This window comes from Thermomonas sp. LB-4, from assembly GCF_036409385.1.
In the GTDB taxonomy this organism is placed as follows: domain Bacteria; phylum Pseudomonadota; class Gammaproteobacteria; order Xanthomonadales; family Xanthomonadaceae; genus Thermomonas.
In genome coordinates, this window is the sequence record NZ_JAXOFT010000006.1 from 84,538 (window position 1) to 101,794 (window position 17,257).

The following is a 17,257-nucleotide window of genomic DNA, read 5'->3' on the forward strand; positions in this document are numbered from 1 at the left end:
TCGGCTCCAGGGTGCGGAAAGAGCCGCAGAGTGTAATCAGGAAGCGTGACCGCTTCCACGTTTTGGCTCAGCTGCGCAGCCCCACGCCTTTTTTCAGCAACCACAGGCCCACCGCCGACAGCGCGAAGGCGAAGCCCAGCATCAGCGCATAGGCCACCCACAGCGGCACGTCGCTGACGCCCAGCAGGCCGTAGCGGAACGCGTTGACCATGTAGAAGATCGGGTTGGCGTGGGTAGCCGCCTGCGCCCAGCCGGGCAGCAGGCTGATCGAATAGAACACGCCGCCGAGGTAGGTCAGTGGGGTCAGGATGAAGGTCGGGACAATCGCGATGTCGTCGAATTTCTTCGCGTACACCGCGTTGACGAAGCCGGCCAGCGAAAAAATGATCGCCCCCAGCAGCACCGAACTCAGCGTCACCAGCGGATGCGGCACGTGCACGCGGGTGAACAGCATCGCGATGCACAGCACGATGGCGCCGACCATCAGCCCGCGCAGCACCGCGCCGGCCACGTAGCCGGCCAGGATCACCCAGTGCGGCATCGGGCTGACCAGCAGCTCCTCGACGTGGCGGCCGAACTTGGCGCCGAAGAACGAGCTGCTGATGTTGCCGTAGCTGTTCTGGATCACGCTCATCATCACCAGCCCGGGGACGATGAACTCCATGTAGTCCAGCCCGCCCATCGGGCCAACGCGCGAGCCGATCAGCCCGCCGAAGATCAGGAAGTACAGGGTCATGGTGATCGCCGGCGGGATCAGCGTCTGCGTCCAGATCCGCAGGATGCGCATCACCTCGCGCCGGGTGATGGTGCCCAGGGCGACCAGGTTCTGGTTGCTCATGCCGCCGCTCCTTCGCGCGCGGTCATCCGCACGAACAGTTCTTCCAGCCGGTTGCTCTTGGTGCGCATCGAGCGCACCCGGATGCCGGCGGCGTCGAAGGCGGCGAACACGCGGTTGAGATCCATCGCCCGCGGCATGTCCAGCTCCAGCGTGTGCGCGTCCAGCGCCGCCAGGGCGGCGCCTTCGATCGCCGGCAGCGCGGCCGGCAGCGCGTCTTCGACGTCGAACAGGAAGCCCTCCACGTCGAGCTTGGCCAGCAGCGACTTCATCGGCCCGCGCTCGACGATCGTGCCGTGGTCGATGATGGCGAGGTTGCGGCACAGGCTCTCCGCTTCCTCCAGGTAATGGGTGGTGAGGATGATCGTGGTGCCGGCGGCGTTGATCTCCTTCAGCGTCTTCCACATGCCGCGGCGGATCTCGATGTCCACGCCGGCGGTGGGCTCGTCCAGGATCAGCAGCTTCGGCGCGGTCATCATCGCGCGGGCGATCATCAGCCGCCGCTTCATGCCGCCGGACAGGGTGCGGCTCATCTTGTCCGCCTTGTCCCACAGCTGGGCGTCCTTCAGCACCTTCTCGGCCCGTTCCAGCGCCTGCGCGCGCGGCACGCCGTAGAACCCCGCGTAGTTCACGCAGATGTCCAGCGGCTTCTCGAACATGTTGAAGTTGAATTCCTGCGGCACCAGCCCGATCAGGCGCATCGCGGCGCTGCGGTCGGCGTCGATGTCGACGCCGAACACCTGCACCGCCCCGGCGGTCTTGTTGACCAGCGAGCTGACGATGCCGATCAGGGTGCTCTTGCCGGCGCCGTTGGGCCCCAGCAGGGCGTGGAAATCGCCGGGGGCGACGTCCAGGCTGACGCCTTTCAGCGCCTGCACGCCGTTGTCGTAGGTCTTGCGCAGGTCGCGCACGCACAGTGCGGGCGCAGCCGGATCAAGCGCGGGATCAGGACTCATGGATGGCCTCGTGCGCGGAGCGCCGCGCGGGAAGCCGGTAGTATAGGCAGCCCCGTGGCTCCACTCCCGCCACGCACTGTTGCATCGCCGTGGCCATCGCCCATTTCCCGCTCAAGCTCGTCGCCCGCCGCATGATCGCGCCCACCGTGGCGCACCTGTCGTTCGAACGCGACGACGGCCACCCGCTGCCCTGCATCCCCGGCCAGTTCATCCAGATCCATTTCGAGTACGCCGACGGCAGCGCGGCGCGCCGCAGCTATTCCATCGCGGTGGGCCGGGCGCTGGACGCACCGGCCGACGGGCGGGTGGACATCGCGGTCAGCTACGTGCCCGGCGGCGCCGCCACCGCGCTGTTCGAAGCGCTGGACATCGGCGCCACGCTCAATGCCAGCGGCCCGTTCGGGCGCTTCTGCCTGTATCCCAACGACGCCAACCGCCGCTACCTGCTGATCGGCACCGGCACCGGCATCACCCCGTACCGGGCGATGCTGCCGCAGCTGGCGCAGCAGACGGACCAGCGCGGCGTCGAGGTGGTGCTGCTGCAGGGTGCGCGCACGCCGGAGGAACTGCTGTACGGCGACGAGTTCCGCGCCTTCGCCGAGGCCCATCCGGGCTTCCGCTACATGCCCTGCCTGTCGCGCGAACTGCCGGCTGAAGGCTCCGCACATGCGCACGCCGACGTGCGCCACGGCTACGTGCAGAACGTGCTGCCGGAACTGGCGCCGGACCCGGCCACCGACATCGCCTACCTGTGCGGCAATCCCGACATGGTGGATGCGACCTTCGAGGCGCTGAAGGAGATCGGCCTGCCGGTGCCGATGATCCGGCGCGAGAAATACGTCAGTAACAAGTGACCTCGGCCGGATCCCCGGCCACGCGCGGGACGCGCGCGGCGTTCGCACCGGCGCGCGGCAGTGCCGCGCAAGCACCGGCGCTTACCCGGCGCGAGAAATACGTCAGTAACAAGTGAGGCTGGCGTGCGCCTTGGCGCACCTATCGCGCCGCCGCCAGGCCCAGCGCCAGACGCAGTGCCTCACCCTGGTCGTGACGCACCTGCAGCACTTCTCCAGCCGGCGTGCGAATGATGACCATCGGGGCATAGCCGCCCCATTCGGTCAGATGGCGCATCAGCCCCGTGTAGTCTTGTGCATGCCGGGCCTGCATGACAAAGGACGGCAATTCATGACCCTTGTCGCTATTGAGATCATTCGTCCGGAAATAGTCATCCAACGCCTTGCTCGGATCGTTTGCGGCCAGAAGGACGTCGGCGATGGCGGCGCTGTCTTGTTTCATGAACGCCACCGGCGCCCAACGCATGCCGATGCTGCGGAATGCGTCGCCTTGCAGCCGCCAGTACAGGTCGGCGCAATACGGACAATTGGCGTCGAAGATCACATAGACCTTCGCAGGCTGGCCCGGCGCTAGCCCAACCGGAATCGCAGGGCTTGCTTCCAGTGCCGCCCATGCCGACGCGGGCAGCACTTCCAGATGCAGGGAAATGCCTTGCTGACGCGCCGCCGCGATGGCGGCGGCCGTTGCGGGTGCGAATGTGCCCGGCTCGACGTTCACTGCGGCCGTGTTGTGTTGCACCGGAAGGCCGGTGCATGCCGACAACAGGCAGGCCGCCACAAGCAATACCAACTTCACACACCATCGCATTACGTACATCACTGCTTCACCAGCTCCACCCGCCGGTTCCTCGCCTTGCCTTCCTGGGTGCCATTGTCGGCCACTGGCTGGGTGGACCCGAAGCCCGCGGCGGTCAGGCGCGCGGCGTCGATGCCCTTTGCGGTGAGCAGGGCCACCACGGATTTGGCGCGACCTTCGGAAAGCTGCTGGTTGTGCGCGGCGTCGCCGCTGTCGTCGGTATGCCCGTTGACCGCAAGCTGCAGCGACGGATCCTGCTTCAACAGCGCCGCCACCTGCTCGATCTGCGGCAGCGAGTCCGCCAGCACCTCGGTCTTGTCGGTGGCGAAGTTGACCTGCAGCGCCACCTTGCCTGCCGCATCCAGCTGCTTCTTCATCTCGCTGGCGGGCAGCAGCGACGCGGTGGCGACGAACCCCTTCTCCTGGCCGACGATGATGCCGCCCTGCGCGGTGTCCTGGGCGAAATGGATCCAGATGTTGCCGTCGTCGCGTCGCACCAGGTAGGTGATGGCCGGCACGTTGTAGACATCGCCCAGGCCGGTCAGGAAGCCCGAGGTGATCTCGTCACCCCAGCCCTTCACGGTGTCGTAGGGGATCTTTTCTTCCGAGATCTTCACCCCCCCCATCTGCGCGACCAGCGCGTCCAGGTTCCGGCGCAGCTCATGCGGGTTGTAGCCGCCTTCCTTCTCGGGATAGACATTGACCAGATAGAAGCGTCCTTCCACCCAGTGCGCGCGGCCCTGCACCCAGAACGGGAAGCGGGCGATCTGCTTGGTTTCCGGCTCCCCGTTGCTTGTGTAGCCCTGAGGCAGGCTGATGTAGGGGAAGTCGCCCAGGGGCACCTTGCTCAGCGGAACGCTCGCTATGTCGAACTCGCCGGCTTTCGCCGCCGCGGCGTCCTGCGTTGCCGCCGTTGCGGACGCATGCTCCAGTGCCGCCGACGCGGCGTCCTTCAACGATGCGGAGGCGCCGTCCTTCTTGCAGCCCGCCAGCAGCGTCAGCGCCATCGCTGCCGCCACGCCCATCGCCACACCCGTCTTGTTGAAACGCATCACAGCTCCTTGCACAAGTTGAAGAATCCGGACCGGTGCGCGACCGGTCCCGGTGTTGCCATCGCCGCTGCGGGTTAGCTGCATTTTGTGACATGTAGAGCAAGTCACCATAAAGAATCGACATATCGGGCGCCTCACCAGAAACACCTGTCAAGCACGCTTGACAATGGCCCGGCGACGCCGCTATCGTCCTGTCAAGCTTGCTTGACAAGGGATATCCGCAATGGTCACGCCACGCAATCGCCTCAAGGGCGCCGGCATCAGCTACCTGGGCATCGGTGCGGCCTTCCTGGCCATCGCCGCCAGTGGGCAATCCGCGTTCCTCGGGGTGGGGCTGGCGCTGATCGGCCTGGGCATCGTCTTCCTGGCCCGTTCGCGCGGGGGTGGCGCCGAATGAGCATGCGCCGCTGGATGTGGATCTTCGTCGGCATCGGGCTGACCGCGCTGCTTCTGGCTGCTGCCGGCCAGTGGCTGCTGCGCTGGCCGGACGACATGGTGGGCATGTGGGTCGACATCGGCGCCGGTTACCTGCTGGGCGCGGCGCTGTTCCTGCTGCTGCCGCGCTGGTGGCGGCAGCACTGCGACGAGATGTACGCGCAGCCTGCCGGCCGCCGCTACCTGCGCGCGCTGTGGCCGATCATGATCGGCTATTCGCTGACCCTGTTCATGTCGATCTGGCTGGTCAAGCGCGGGATCGAATCGGTGCCGCTGCGCGCGGTGGTGGCGGTGTTGCCGGCCCTGGCGATCGCGCTGCTGATGCGCGCGGCGTTGCGCTACCTGCGCGAGATCGACGAACTGCAGCGGCGGATCGAGACGGAGTCGATCGGCATCGCCAGCCTGCTGGTGTCGCTGCTGTATTTCGCCGGCGGGTTGCTGCAGAAAGCGAAGGTCATCGATGTCGACGCCGCCGCCGCGATGATCTGGGTGTTCCCGCTGTTGTGCGCCAGCTACGGCATCGCCAAGATGGTGCTGACGAGGCGCTATCTGTGACGGCGCCGCTTGACGCTGCACCGGTGGGCCGCGAACGACGGCGGCGGGGGGCCGCATGAACAACCGGCTGCGCGAGTTACGCGAGCGCGAGGGGCTGTCGCAGGGCGAACTGGCGCTGCGGCTGGAGGTGTCCCGCCAGACCGTCAACGCGCTGGAGACCGGCAAGTACGATCCGTCGCTGCCGCTGGCCTTCCGCATCGCCCGTCTGTTCGCCTGCCGCATCGAAGACGTGTTCCTTCCCGACTGAGCCCGGTTTCCTCCCGCTTTTTTCATCTGCAACAAGCAAAAGGGGTTGTCCCGATGATTTCCCGCAAGACCAGACTGATCCTTGCCGTCGCGGTGGCCGCCGCGATCTTTGGCTACAAGGCGCTGAATCCGAAACCCGGCGCAGCGGGTGATTCCCCGCAGGCCGCGGCCGATCTCGCGGCCGCGCCGGTGGCGCCCATTCCGCCGGTGATGCTGGGCAAGATCGCCTTCTCCCCGTGCAGCCTCAGCTCGCCGATGGCCAAGGACAGCCTGGACGCGATGTGCGCCACCTACGCGGTACCGGAAGACCGCGCCGCGCCCGGCGGCCGCAAGATCGCGCTCAACATCGCCTGGCTGCAGCCCAGCGAGCGCGGCCGCGCGCAGCCCGATCCCGTGTTCTTCCTGGCCGGCGGCCCCGGCCAGTCGGCGGTCGAGTCCTTCGCCGGCCTCAATCCGGTGTTCAAGGAGGTGCGCAAGCAGCGCGACGTGATCCTGGTCGACCAGCGTGGCACCGGAAAATCCAACCTGCTGTCGTGCGCGCCGCCCGAGGGCGACGATGACGCCTTCGATCCCTCGCCGGAAGCGATGCAGGCCCAAGCCGCCGCATGCGCCGACGCGCTCTCGAAAAAGGCCGACCTGCGCCACTACACCACCACCGATGCGGTCGCCGATCTGGAGGACGTGCGCCAGGCGATCGGCGCCGAGCAGATCAACCTGGTCGGCGTGAGCTACGGTACCCGCGTCGCGCAGCAATATGCGATGCGCCATCCGGCCGCCACCCGCAGCATCGTGCTCGACTCGCCGGTCCCCAACACGCTGGGGCTCGGCAACATCTTCGCCCGCAACCTGGATGACGCATTGGCCCTGCAGTTCGGCCTCTGCACCAAGGATCCGGCCTGCAGGGACAAGCTGGGCGACCCGCGCGCCGAACTGGACGTGCTGCTGAACCGCCTGCGGGCCAACCCGGTGCAGGTGGACTACCGCGACGCGACCAGCGGCGAGGTCAAGCACGGCACGCTGCGCGCCGAAACCGTGGCCGGGCTGGTGCGCATGTACGCCTACATGCCGTTGGCCAGCGGGCTGCTGCCCAAGCTGATCCACGAGGCCAACGCCGGCCGCTACGAGAACCTGATGGCGCTGGCCAAGATGATGGTCGGCAACATGGAGGACGCGATGGCGATGGGCATGCAGCTGTCGGTGGTCTGCAGCGAAGATGCCGACAGCATGGTGGCCCGCGCCGAAGACGCGAACACCGTGCTCGGCAACCTGATGCCGTCGGGCATGGCCGCCATGTGCAAGGCCTGGCCGAAGGGCAAGGTGCCTGCCGACTTCAACCAGCCGCTGGCCACCAAGGTGCCGGCACTGGTGCTGGCCGGCGAGTTCGACCCGGTGACGCCGCCGCGCTACGGCAAGGAGATCGTCAAGACGCTCCCCAACGGCCGCCTGTTCGTGCTGAAGGGGGTCGGCCACGGCGCGCTGGGCGCGGGCTGCATGCCCAAGCTGTTCAGCCAGTTCATCGAGAAGACCGATGCCAAGGCCCTCGATGGCAAGTGCCTGGACACGCTGGCCTATCCCACGCCCTTCATCAGCTTCAACGGCGCGCAGCCGTAAGCCCCTTTCGACAGGAACCTTGCAATGATCGTTGCAGAACACCTCCGCAAGACCTTCCCCGGACGGGGCAAGGACAAGACCCCGGTGGTCGCCGTGGACGACGTGGGCTTCACCGCCCGCGACGGCGAGATCACCGGCCTGCTCGGCCCCAACGGCGCCGGCAAGACCACCACCCTGCGCATGCTCTACACCCTGATGTCGCCGGAAACCGGGCGCGTACTGGTGGACGGCGTCGATGTCGCCGCCGATCCGGAGCGCGTGCGCCGCAGCCTGGGCGTGCTGCCCGACGCGCGCGGCGTGTACAAGCGCCTGACCGCGCGCGAGAACATCGACTACTTCGGCAAGCTGCACGGCATGGCGCCGGCGGAGATCGCCGCGCGCACCGGCAAGCTGGCGCAGGCGCTGCAGATGGAGGACTTCCTCGACCGCGCCACCGAAGGCTTCTCGCAGGGCCAGCGCACCAAGACCGCGATCGCGCGCGCGCTGATCCACGACCCGAAGAACGTGATCCTGGACGAACCCACCAACGGGCTCGACGTGATGACCACGCGCGGGCTGCGCGGCTTCCTGCAGGAGCTGCGCGGCGAGGGCCGTTGCGTGATCTTCTCCAGCCACATCATGCAGGAGGTGGCCGCGCTGTGTGACCGCATCGTGATCATCGCCAGCGGCCGGGTCGCCGCCCAGGGCACCCCGGACGAACTGCGGGCCCTGACCGGCGAGGCCAACCTGGAAGACGCATTCGTGAAACTGATCGGCAGCGAAGAGGGCCTGCACGCATGAACAAAACGTCGTTCACCACCGCCATGCTGACGGTGATGCGCAAGGAATGGCTGGACTTCTTCCGCGACCGCCGCACCTTCTACCTCAGCCTGTTGATGATGCCCTTGCTGTATCCGCTGCTCTTCCTCGGCATCGGAAAGCTCACCCAGATGCGCGCCGAGACCCAGCTGGAGAAGACCCTCAGCGTGCCGGTGGTCGGCATGGAGCGCGCGCCGAACCTGATGAAGTTCCTGGCCAGCTACGGCATCGACGCCAAGCCGGCGCCGGCCGACATCGAGGCGCGCGTGCGTGCCCAGCAGGAAGACCTGGCGCTGGCGGTCGATGCCGACTTCGCGGACGACTGGCACGCCGGCAAGCCCGCCAAGATCGACATCATCACCGACACCACCCGCCGCAATGGCGACGTCAAGGTGGCGCGGGTGAGCAAGGTGCTGGAGAGCTACGGCAACGGCGTCGGCGCAATGCGGCTGCTGATCCGCGGCATCAACCCCGGCGTGGCCACGCCGCTGCACGTCGGCACCCGAGACATGGCCACGCCGGAGGCCAAGAACAACCAGTTCATGTCGATCCTGCTGCCGATGATCCTGACCATATTCGCCTTCATCGGCGGCGCGCACCTGGCGATGGACACCACCGCCGGCGAACGCGAACGGCAGTCGCTGGAGCCGCTGCTGGCCACGCCGGCGTCGCGCGCCGCGCTGGTGGGCGGCAAGATGTTGGCGGCGGCATTGCTGGGGATGATCTCGATGCTGCTGATCCTGGTCGCGTTCAAGCTCACCGCCACCCTGGCCACCGGCATGGCCAAGCAGATGGATGTGAGCTTCCTGGCGATGGGCAAGCTGCTGCTGACGCTGGTGCCGCTGGTGCTGATCGGCACCGCGCTGATCACCGCGCTGGCCGCCGGTGCCAAGAGCATGAAGGAAGCACAGAGCCACATGATGTGGCTGATGATGCTGCCGATGCTGCCGGCCTACGGGCTGATGGCCTACCCGTTGAAGGACACCGCGGTGTGGCAGTACGCGGTGCCGTTCCTGTCGCAGAACCAGCTGATCCAGAAGATCTCGCGCGGCGAAGTCGCCTCGCTGCAGCAATGGGGCGTCTACCTTGCCAGCTCGCTGGCGCTGGCCGCCCTGCTGTGGGCGCTGGCGGTGTGGCGCTACCGGCAGGAAAAGCTCGCGATCTCGGCATGAACCGGAGCCGCGCCGCCGGTCGGTGGCGCGGCGATTGCGGCGGCGAGTGCAACATGAAAAAGCCCGGCGGTTGCCGGGCTTTTTCGTTTCGCCGCAGAACGCCTTACTGCTCGAACGCGATCGTGCGGCGGCTGGTAGTGGCCTGGCCGATCGGCTGGAACCGCCAGCGCTTGACTGCGTTCAGCGCTTCGCGCTCGAACTCGCGCTGGAACTGCCGGGTGCCATCGGAAGACACCACCCGAGCGCTCGTGATGCTGCCGTCGGTGCCGACCGTGAACTCCACCTGCACCGTCGCCGTGGCGCCGGCACGCTGCGCCGCCGGCGGATACTTCGGTCCCGGCTGGCTGATCGGACGCAGTTCGGTGGACGGCGCGGCGGGGCGCGCTGCCGCCGGCGCGGGTGTCGGCGCCGCGGCCTGCTGGCGCTGCGCCGCCTCGCGCTGCGCCGCCTCGCGCTGTGCTTCCTCGCGCTGGGCTGCTTCCCGTTGCGCCGCCTCGCGCTGCGCGGCTTCGCGCTGAGTCTGCTCCTGCTGTTGCACCTGCTGGCGCTGCTGCTCCTGCTGCCTGCGCTGGTCTTCCTCACGCTTCTTGAGCTGGTCGGCCTTGCGCTTGGCCTCTTCCTCGGCGGTCAGCTTCTGGGTCTCGGCCTGCTGCTTGAGCCTGGCCTCGCCGCTGGCGACGCTGGCCTTCAGCCGTCCCAGCGCGGGGTGGTTGGGATCGGCCTTGCCGATCAGGGCGAGCAGGCGCGAGGCCTCCTCGAAGTCCTCGCGGGCAATGCTCTGCTCGGTGGCGATCACCGCCATCGGCAGCAGATCGCTGAGCGCGCTGGATGCACCGGCATCACCGGGCTGCTTGTCGCGCAGCGCGAGGTAGTACTCCATCGCGTTGTTGCCGGCCGGCGCATACAATCGGTTGTCGTTGTATGCGGTGTTGGCCGCATCGCGCAGCTGGTCCACGCCCATCGCCGACACCGACGCCGCCACCACCGTTTCCGGCGTTGGCGCCGGCGCGGCCTGTTGCGCCGCCTGCGGCCCTGTCGCCGCCTGTTCGTCCTTCTTGCATGCCGTCAGCGCACACGCCACGGCCACGGTCAATGCAACCGGCACCCACCCCTTGCGGATCTTGTTGTTTGCACTCATCCCGTTTCCCCTGTTGATGCAAAAGCGTTTTCCAGCGTAGCACGCGACATCCGGGCTCACCTTGTCAAGTAGAGCCGCTTACTTGCCGATGCAGAACGATGTGAAAATGTGACCCAGTAGTCCATCCGCGTCTACTCGCCCACCGATTTCACCCAGGGCCTCATGCGCGCGCAGCAATGCTTCCGCGGCCAGTTCCAGCCGCTCGGCGGACAGCTCCGCCGCGGCCTGCGTCAGCCACTCCTCGGCATACGCCAGCGCCAGCACGTGGCGCGCGCGCGCCGAGAACGCGCCCTCGCCGACATTGCCACCAGCCAGCTCGAACAGGCGCTGGTGCAGCCGCGGGAGGCCCAGGCCCGTACGCGCCGACACTGCCAGCGCATCGTCTCCCAGCACGGGCTGGGCAGGCAGCAGGTCGGCCTTGTTGTGCAGCCAGAGCACCTGCGCGGCACCAGCCAGGTCGGACGCGAGCGCGGCGCGGCCCGCGTCCGGCTCGCGCGCGTCCAGGACCGCCAACGCAAGATCGGCGCGCGCCAGTTCGCCGCGCGCGCGGCGGATGCCCTCGGCTTCGATGGCGTCGTCGGCAAGGCGCAGGCCGGCGGTATCGACCAGGGTGAGTTCGACCCCGTCGATGCGGATGGTTTCCTGCAGCACGTCGCGGGTGGTGCCGGCGATGTCGGTGACGATGGCGCGTTCGCTGCCGGCCAGGGCGTTGAGCAGGGAGCTTTTGCCGGCGTTGGGCGGGCCCGCCAGGACCACGTGCAGGCCATCGCGCAGCTTGCGGCCGCGTTCGGCGTCGCCGCGCAGCTGCGCCAGTGCATCGCGCGCCTGCTGCAGCCGGCCGAACAACGCCGTGCCGCCCAGCGTGTCCAGCGATTCGTCGGCGAAGTCGATCGCCGCCTCCACGTGCACGCGGATCGCCAGCAGCTGCGCCATCAACGCGTCGACGCGGCCGGAGAATGCGCCGTCCAGCGACCGCCGTGCCGCGCGCGCCGCGCGCGCGTCGCCGGCCGCGATCAGGTCGGCGATCGCCTCGGCCTGCACCAGGTCGAGCTTGCCGTTGAGGAAGGCGCGCTGGCTGAACTCCCCCGGCCCGGCCTGGCGCGCGCCCAGCGCCACGCAGCGCGCCACCAGTTCGCGCAGCAGCACCGGGCCGCCGTGTCCCTGCAGCTCCACCACGTCCTCGCCGGTGAAGCTGGCCGGGGCGGCGAAATACAGGGCGATGCCGTCGTCGAGGGTGCCGCCATGGGCATCGGTGAAGCGCGCGTACTGCGCGGCGCGCACCCGCAGCCTCCGGCCACAGATGCGCTCGCCGATGGCGCGCGCGTCCGCGCCAGACAGTCGGACGATGCCGACGCCGCCCGCGCCGGGCGCGGTGGCGATGGCGACGATGGTGTCATCCGCTGTCATTGCAGCATCCTCCCGGCCCACAAGGCGGCATGTGGCGGGCGGTTCTGCGGAACCATCGGCGACAGGGATGTCGCCGATGAGCCTACATGGACGTACTTGCGGCGTGTTCCGCAGAACCGCCCGCCGCAGGACGCCCGCGAAGCGTCCGCCATGCGCCTTAGGCCTTCGCCGGTTCCTCGGCGAAGCGCTTCATGTTCCACCACTGCTGCGCCATGCCCAGCGCGCCGTTGGTGACCCAGTACAGGACCAGGCCGGCCGGGAAGAAGGCGAACATCACCGCCATCACCAGCGGCATCATCTGCATCATCTTCTGCTGCATCGGGTCCATACCGACCATCGGCGACATCTTCTGGGTCAGCCACATCACCACGCCGTTGAGGATCGGCAGGATGAAGAACGGATCGCGCGCGGTCAGGTCGCTGACCCAGCCGACGATCCACGGCGCCTGGCGCAGCTCGACCGCCTCCAGCAGCACGTAGTACAGCGCCAGGAACACCGGCATCTGGATGAAGATCGGCAGGCAGCCGCCGGCCGGGTTGATCTTCTCCTTCTTGTACAGGTCCAGCATCGCCATCTGGAACTTCTGCTTGTCGTCGCCGTAGCGCTCCTTGAGCTGGGCGATGCGCGGCTGGAACCGGCGCATCTTCGCCATCGACTTGTACTGCGCCGCCGACAGCGGATACAGGATCAGCTTGATCAGCACCACCAGCAGCACGATCGCCCAGCCCCAGTTGTGGGTCAGCTTGTGCAGCTGGGTCAGCAGCCAGTGGATCGGCTTGGACAGCACGGTGAAGATGCCGTAGTCCATCGCCAGCCCCAGGCCGGGCGCGGTGGCGTCGAGCTTGTCGGCCAGCTTCGGGCCAACCCACAGGGTGGCCTCGCTCTGGAAGCGCTGGCCCGGGCCCAGGGTGACCCGCGGGCCGCGCGCGGCGATGCTGTAGAGGTTGCCCTTCTGGGCCAGCGAGTACAGCGCCGCCTGGTCCTTCTGCGGCACCCAGGCGCCGAGGAAGTAATGCTGCGACAGGGCAACCCAGCCACCGGTCACCTGCTGGTTGAGCGGACCGTCCTCGACGAAGTCCGGGTACTTGCGCTTCTCGTACTTTTCGGCCGGGCTGTACCAGGCGGCGCCGTTAAGGCTGAACGATTCGGGGTTGGTGAAGCCGGTCTTGACCGCCGGCGGCACGCGTTCGAGGCGGCGCTCGATGTCGCCGGTCCAGGCGGAGTTGCCGGCGTTGACCAGTTCATCCCGCACCCGCAGCGCGTAGCTGCCGCGGGCCAGCGTGTAGGTCCGCTGCAGCTGCATGCCGTTGGCGGCGGTGGCGACGAAGCGCGCCTGCACCTCGCGGGCCCCATCCGCCAACACGATCTCGCGCGCGTCGCCCTGCGGCTGCAGTGCGAGCTCGACCCCGTCGACCCCGCGCCAGAACGCCTCGGCGGCGAAATAGCGGGCCGGGTCGGTGTCGAACAGCACCACCGGCGGGCTGCCGGGGGCACGGGTCTGCGGATAGTCGACCAGCTCCGCGCGGGTCACGTCGCGGCCGTTGAGCTCCAGCGCCAGCACATCGTTGCGCAGGCGCAGGGTGGGCGCAGCCGCCACCGCGCTGGCCTGCGCCACGGCGCCGGGGGCGGTCGCCACCGGCGTCGCGGCAGCCGCCGGCACCTGCCCCTGCACGGCTGCCGGAACGGCCGGCGCCGGCTGCGCCGAGGCGACCTTCTCCTTGCCCCACTCCTGCCACAGCAGGAACGCCACCATCAGCCAGGCAATCAGCAGGAACGTACGGATCTGGTTCATTGGGCAGGGGTCTCGGGGCGCGCTTGCGGCGCGGCCACATCGGGCGAAGCCGGGGAATCGGCGGGCGGCATTGTGCCGGCCGCGGCCGGCAGGGGCAACGCGCCGGCGCGCGTCAGCAGCTGTTCGAACGCGGCCTGCAGCGTCCGGTTGTCGGCCTGGGCAGCGGTACTTCGGGCGACGACGACGTAGGCGCCGCCGCGCAGCTGCGGCCGCAGCCGGCGGAAACTTTCGCGCAGGGCGCGCTTGATGCGGTTGCGGCCGACCGCGTTGGGATCGACCTTGCGCGATACCGCCAGGCCCAGCCGCGGCGGCGCGGCATCGGCCAGCCAGTGCAGGGCCAGGCGCGGCTCGGCGGTGCGCCGGCCGCCATCGAACACGCGGGTGAACTCCGCTTTCGCGCGCACCCGCGCCGCGGGCGGGAACCCGGCCGGGCGGGAAGGCGTCAACGCGACAACGCCGGCGTCCTCTCCGGACACCGGCGTCTGGGGCATCGCTGGCAACATCATTGCAGTCCCGGCGCGGGCGCCGGCGACGCGGTCCGACCCGAAGGTCAGACGGTCAGGCGACGGCGGCCCTTGGCGCGACGGCGCGCCAACACCTTGCGGCCGTCGGCGGTGGCCATGCGGGCGCGGAAGCCGTGATCACGCTTGCGCTTGAGGTTGCTGGGCTGGTAGGTGCGCTTGGTCGCCATGGCGGGCCTGCTTGCTTTGTTTCAGAGAATAAGACCCGGAATGATAGCGGGCCAACGAGACCCACGCAAGTCCGCCCGCCGTTACCGGGTCTGCTGCCGGTTTGGCGGCACCCGGACGCGGTGGTAACCTGCCCAGTTCCCATCTTATCCACAGCCGCCGGCCATCCCGGTCCGGCCGCCCGCGCTCTTTCCGGATCCCTCGACCCATGCACGTCTGGCCCGCCTGCCTGCAACGCCTCGAAACAGAACTCCCGCAGGACGAGGTGAGCATGTGGCTCAAGCCGCTGCAGGCGGACCGGCGGGACGGCGGGCTGGTGCTGTATGCGCCCAATGCCTTCGTCCGCGACGAGGTCCAGAGCCGCTTCCTCGAGCGCATCCGCGAGCTGGTCCGGCATTTCGACGGCAGCGCCGACGTGGTGGTCGACATCGGCGCCCCGAAGCGCGCAGCGGCGGCGGCGGCCAGCCCGGCGGCGGCGCCGAAGGCCACGCCGGCCGCGGTGGTCGAACCCTTCCACGGCAACGTGGACCCGCACTACAGCTTCGACAACTTCGTCGAAGGCCGCAGCAACCAGCTGGCCCGCGCCGCCGCCTGGCACGCCGCGCAGAAGCCCGGCGAGCGCACCCACAACCCGCTGCTGCTGTACGGCGGCACCGGCCTGGGCAAGACCCACCTGATGTTCGCGGCGGGCAACGAGATGCGCCGGCTCAACCCGGCCGCGCGGGTGCTGTACCTGCGCTCGAACACGTTCTACGACGCGTTCTTCCGCTCGCTGCAGGAAAAGACCACCGACCAGTTCAAGCGCCAGTTCCAGAAGATCGACGCGCTGCTGATCGACGACATCCAGTTCTTCGCCGGCAAGGACCGCACCCAGGAGGAGTTCTTCCACACCTTCAACGCGCTGTTCGAAGGCAAGCAGCAGATCATCATGACCTGCGACCGCTACCCGCGCGAGGTGGACGGCCTGGAACCACGGTTGAAGTCGCGGCTGGGCTGGGGCTTGTCGGTGGCGATCGATCCACCCGATTTCGAGACCCGCGCCCAGATCGTGCTGTCGAAGGCGCGCGAACGCGGCGCGGTTCTGCCCGACGAAGTGGCCCAGCTGATCGCCAAGAAGATGCGCAGCAACGTGCGCGAGCTTGAAGGCGCGATCAACAAGCTGACCGCCCAAGCGGGCCTACTGGGCCGGCCGGTGACCATGGAGTTCGCCCAGGAAACCCTGCGCGACCTGTGGCGGGCGCAACAGCAGGCGATCAGCATCGCCAACATCCAGAAGGCCGTGGCAGACTACTATGGTCTGCAGCTGCGGGAGATGCTGGGCAAGAAGCGCACCCGGTCGCTGGCGCGGCCGCGGCAGGTGGCGATGGCGTTGGCCAAGGAACTGACCGAACACAGCCTGCCGGAGATCGGCATGGCGTTCGATGGCCGCGACCACACCACCGTGCTGCACGCCTGCCGGCAGATCCGGACGCTGATGGAAAGCGACGGAAAGCTCCACGAGGACTGGGACAAGCTGATCCGCAAACTCAGTGAATGAACCCGGGATGCACTGTGGATAACCGGGGGATGGTTCTGCAGGGGGAAAACGATCCACAGGTTCTCCCGGGCTTCCGGGACAGTTTTACCCCGGCTTTGCTCCAGCACTAATGCCATTTAAAACAAAGACTTGCGATAGATATCCCGGATTTTTTGCTGCTCCAGCACCACCGACTTTCAAGATTTATCCATATTCAAGAAGCAAGGGCCTGCCAACCGGCAGCCTTTCGAACCAGCCAAAAGGGTGAGGGGTCTACATGCGGTTTTCCCTGCAACGCGAAGTCCTGCTGAAGCCGTTGGCGCAGGTCGTCAATGTGGTCGAACGCCGGCATACCCTGCCGGTCCTGGCGAACCTGCTGGTCCGCGTCAACGGCGGTCAACTGGCGCTGACCGGCACCGACCTAGAAGTCGAGATGGTTGCGCGCACCGCTGCGGAGGATGCGCAGGACGGCGAGATCACCATTCCGGCACGCAAGCTGTTCGACATCGTCCGCGCCCTCCCGGATGGCAGCCGGGTCACGATCAGCCAGAGCGGGGACAAAGTGACCGTGCAGGCGGGCCGCAGCCGCTTCAGCCTGGCCACCCTGCCGGCGAACGATTTCCCCTCGCTGGACGAAGTGGATGCCACCGAGCAGGTCAGCGTGCCCGAGGCCGCGCTCAAGGAGCTGCTGGAGCGCACCGCCTTCGCCATGGCGCAGCAGGACGTGCGCTACTACCTCAACGGCCTGCTGTTCGACCTGCGCGAGGACACCCTGCGCTGCGTGGCGACCGACGGCCACCGCCTGGCGCTGTGCGAAACCAGCCTCGAGCAGGGTCACGGCGGCAGGCGCCAGATCATCGTTCCGCGCAAGGGCGTGCAGGAATTGCAGCGCCTGTTGGAAGGCGGCGATCGCCAGATCCAGCTGGAGCTGGGCAAGGGCCATATCCGCGTCAAGCGCGATGACGTCACCTTCACCAGCAAGCTGATCGACGGCAAGTTCCCGGATTACGAGGCTGTCATCCCGATCGGCGCCGACCGCGAAGTCAAGATCGATCGCGAAGCCCTGCGCGCCGCGCTGCAGCGCGCTTCCATCCTGTCCAACGAAAAGTACCGCGGGGTCCGGGTTGAGGTATCGCCCAACCTGCTCAAGATCAGCGCGCACAACCCCGAGCAGGAAGAGGCGCAGGAAGAGGTCGAGGCCGAAACCCACGTCGATACGCTGGCGATCGGTTTCAACGTGACCTACCTGCTGGAAGCGCTGAGTGCCCTGCGCGAGGAGTTCGTGGTCATGCAGCTTCGCGATGCGAACTCTTCCGCGCTGGTGCGGGGCGCGGGCAGCCAGCACGCTCGCCATGTGGTGATGCCGCTGCGCCTGTGACCAGCGATGCCCGCAACCTGTGGCTGGCCT

General features: G+C 68.0%; 18 protein-coding genes. 9 read left to right on the forward strand and 9 right to left on the reverse strand.

The genetic code is table 11. From position 1 onward, the window contains the following. Positions 1-67: 67 nt before the first annotated feature. Positions 68-838, reverse strand: coding sequence for an ABC transporter permease (locus SPK54_RS06600; RefSeq protein WP_330947128.1), 771 nt, complete (start codon positions 836-838; stop codon positions 68-70). Beyond that, positions 835-1,791, reverse strand: a complete 957-nt coding sequence (locus SPK54_RS06605) for an ABC transporter ATP-binding protein (protein WP_330947129.1) — start codon at positions 1,789-1,791, stop codon at positions 835-837. Before SPK54_RS06605 ends, SPK54_RS06600 begins: the two co-directional genes overlap by 4 nt. A 131-nt stretch (positions 1,792-1,922) precedes the next feature. On the opposite strand from SPK54_RS06605, the gene SPK54_RS06610 reads away from it, so the two are divergent. Then, positions 1,923-2,645 carry a ferredoxin--NADP reductase gene (locus tag SPK54_RS06610; protein ID WP_330947187.1) on the forward strand — a complete coding sequence of 241 codons (723 nt, stop codon included), beginning with the start codon at positions 1,923-1,925 and terminating at the stop codon, positions 2,643-2,645. Positions 2,646-2,784: 139 nt separating this feature from the next. Here SPK54_RS06610 and SPK54_RS06615 read toward each other — a convergent pair whose 3' ends face one another. Next, a complete protein-coding gene (locus SPK54_RS06615; RefSeq protein ID WP_330947130.1) occupies positions 2,785-3,360 on the reverse strand; it encodes a hypothetical protein in 576 nt (191 codons plus the stop codon). Positions 3,361-3,458: 98 nt separating this feature from the next. Further along, the gene (locus SPK54_RS06620) at positions 3,459-4,490 is read right to left on the reverse strand and encodes an OmpA family protein (RefSeq protein WP_330947131.1); all 1,032 of its coding nucleotides are present in this window, start codon (positions 4,488-4,490) and stop codon (positions 3,459-3,461) included. Between the two features lie 223 nt (positions 4,491-4,713). Here SPK54_RS06620 and SPK54_RS06625 point away from each other — a divergent pair, with 223 nt between their 5' ends. From SPK54_RS06625 to SPK54_RS06650, 6 genes are read left to right on the forward strand one after another with little or no spacing between them, the layout of a single operon-like run. Further along, the gene (locus SPK54_RS06625) at positions 4,714-4,887 is read left to right on the forward strand and encodes a hypothetical protein (protein ID WP_330947132.1); all 174 of its coding nucleotides are present in this window, start codon (positions 4,714-4,716) and stop codon (positions 4,885-4,887) included. Beyond that, on the forward strand, positions 4,884-5,480 hold the full coding sequence (locus tag SPK54_RS06630) for a hypothetical protein (RefSeq protein ID WP_330947133.1): 597 nt from the start codon (positions 4,884-4,886) through the stop codon (positions 5,478-5,480). The genes SPK54_RS06625 and SPK54_RS06630 overlap by 4 nt, the downstream gene beginning before the upstream one ends. Before the next feature lie 55 nt (positions 5,481-5,535). Next, positions 5,536-5,727, forward strand: a complete 192-nt coding sequence (locus SPK54_RS06635; protein ID WP_330947134.1) for a helix-turn-helix transcriptional regulator — start codon at positions 5,536-5,538, stop codon at positions 5,725-5,727. Between the two features lie 53 nt (positions 5,728-5,780). Then, positions 5,781-7,337, forward strand: a complete 1,557-nt coding sequence (locus SPK54_RS06640; RefSeq protein WP_330947135.1) for an alpha/beta hydrolase — start codon at positions 5,781-5,783, stop codon at positions 7,335-7,337. Positions 7,338-7,361: 24 nt separating this feature from the next. Next, positions 7,362-8,117 carry an ATP-binding cassette domain-containing protein gene (locus SPK54_RS06645; protein WP_330947136.1) on the forward strand — a complete coding sequence of 252 codons (756 nt, stop codon included), beginning with the start codon at positions 7,362-7,364 and terminating at the stop codon, positions 8,115-8,117. Next, on the forward strand, positions 8,114-9,307 hold the full coding sequence (locus SPK54_RS06650; RefSeq protein ID WP_330947137.1) for an ABC transporter permease: 1,194 nt from the start codon (positions 8,114-8,116) through the stop codon (positions 9,305-9,307). The genes SPK54_RS06645 and SPK54_RS06650 overlap by 4 nt, the downstream gene beginning before the upstream one ends. Before the next feature lie 103 nt (positions 9,308-9,410). Here the strand turns inward: SPK54_RS06650 and SPK54_RS06655 are convergent, their stop codons facing one another. The 5 genes from SPK54_RS06655 to rpmH form a co-directional block, all read right to left on the reverse strand. Then, positions 9,411-10,445, reverse strand: a complete 1,035-nt coding sequence (locus SPK54_RS06655; protein ID WP_330947138.1) for an energy transducer TonB — start codon at positions 10,443-10,445, stop codon at positions 9,411-9,413. Positions 10,446-10,523: 78 nt separating this feature from the next. Beyond that, positions 10,524-11,852 (reverse strand): tRNA uridine-5-carboxymethylaminomethyl(34) synthesis GTPase MnmE, encoded by a 1,329-nt coding sequence (gene mnmE, locus SPK54_RS06660; RefSeq protein WP_330947139.1) that lies wholly within the window; start codon positions 11,850-11,852, stop codon positions 10,524-10,526. A 157-nt stretch (positions 11,853-12,009) separates the two neighbouring features. Further along, positions 12,010-13,644, reverse strand: a complete 1,635-nt coding sequence (gene yidC, locus SPK54_RS06665; RefSeq protein ID WP_330947140.1) for a membrane protein insertase YidC — start codon at positions 13,642-13,644, stop codon at positions 12,010-12,012. Then, entirely contained in the window at positions 13,641-14,135 is a 495-nt protein-coding gene (rnpA, locus tag SPK54_RS06670; protein ID WP_330947141.1) for a ribonuclease P protein component, read from the reverse strand. Before rnpA ends, yidC begins: the two co-directional genes overlap by 4 nt. A 59-nt stretch (positions 14,136-14,194) precedes the next feature. After that, positions 14,195-14,335 carry a 50S ribosomal protein L34 gene (gene rpmH, locus SPK54_RS06675; protein ID WP_028840469.1) on the reverse strand — a complete coding sequence of 47 codons (141 nt, stop codon included), beginning with the start codon at positions 14,333-14,335 and terminating at the stop codon, positions 14,195-14,197. A gap of 206 nt (positions 14,336-14,541) precedes the next feature. Between rpmH and dnaA the strand changes: the two genes are divergently transcribed. Together dnaA and dnaN are read left to right on the forward strand one after the other, a co-directional pair. After that, on the forward strand, positions 14,542-15,870 hold the full coding sequence (gene dnaA, locus SPK54_RS06680) for a chromosomal replication initiator protein DnaA (RefSeq protein WP_330947142.1): 1,329 nt from the start codon (positions 14,542-14,544) through the stop codon (positions 15,868-15,870). Positions 15,871-16,126: 256 nt separating this feature from the next. Next, on the forward strand, positions 16,127-17,227 hold the full coding sequence (gene dnaN / locus SPK54_RS06685) for a DNA polymerase III subunit beta (RefSeq protein ID WP_330947143.1): 1,101 nt from the start codon (positions 16,127-16,129) through the stop codon (positions 17,225-17,227). The last annotated feature ends 30 nt before the right edge of the window (positions 17,228-17,257 follow it).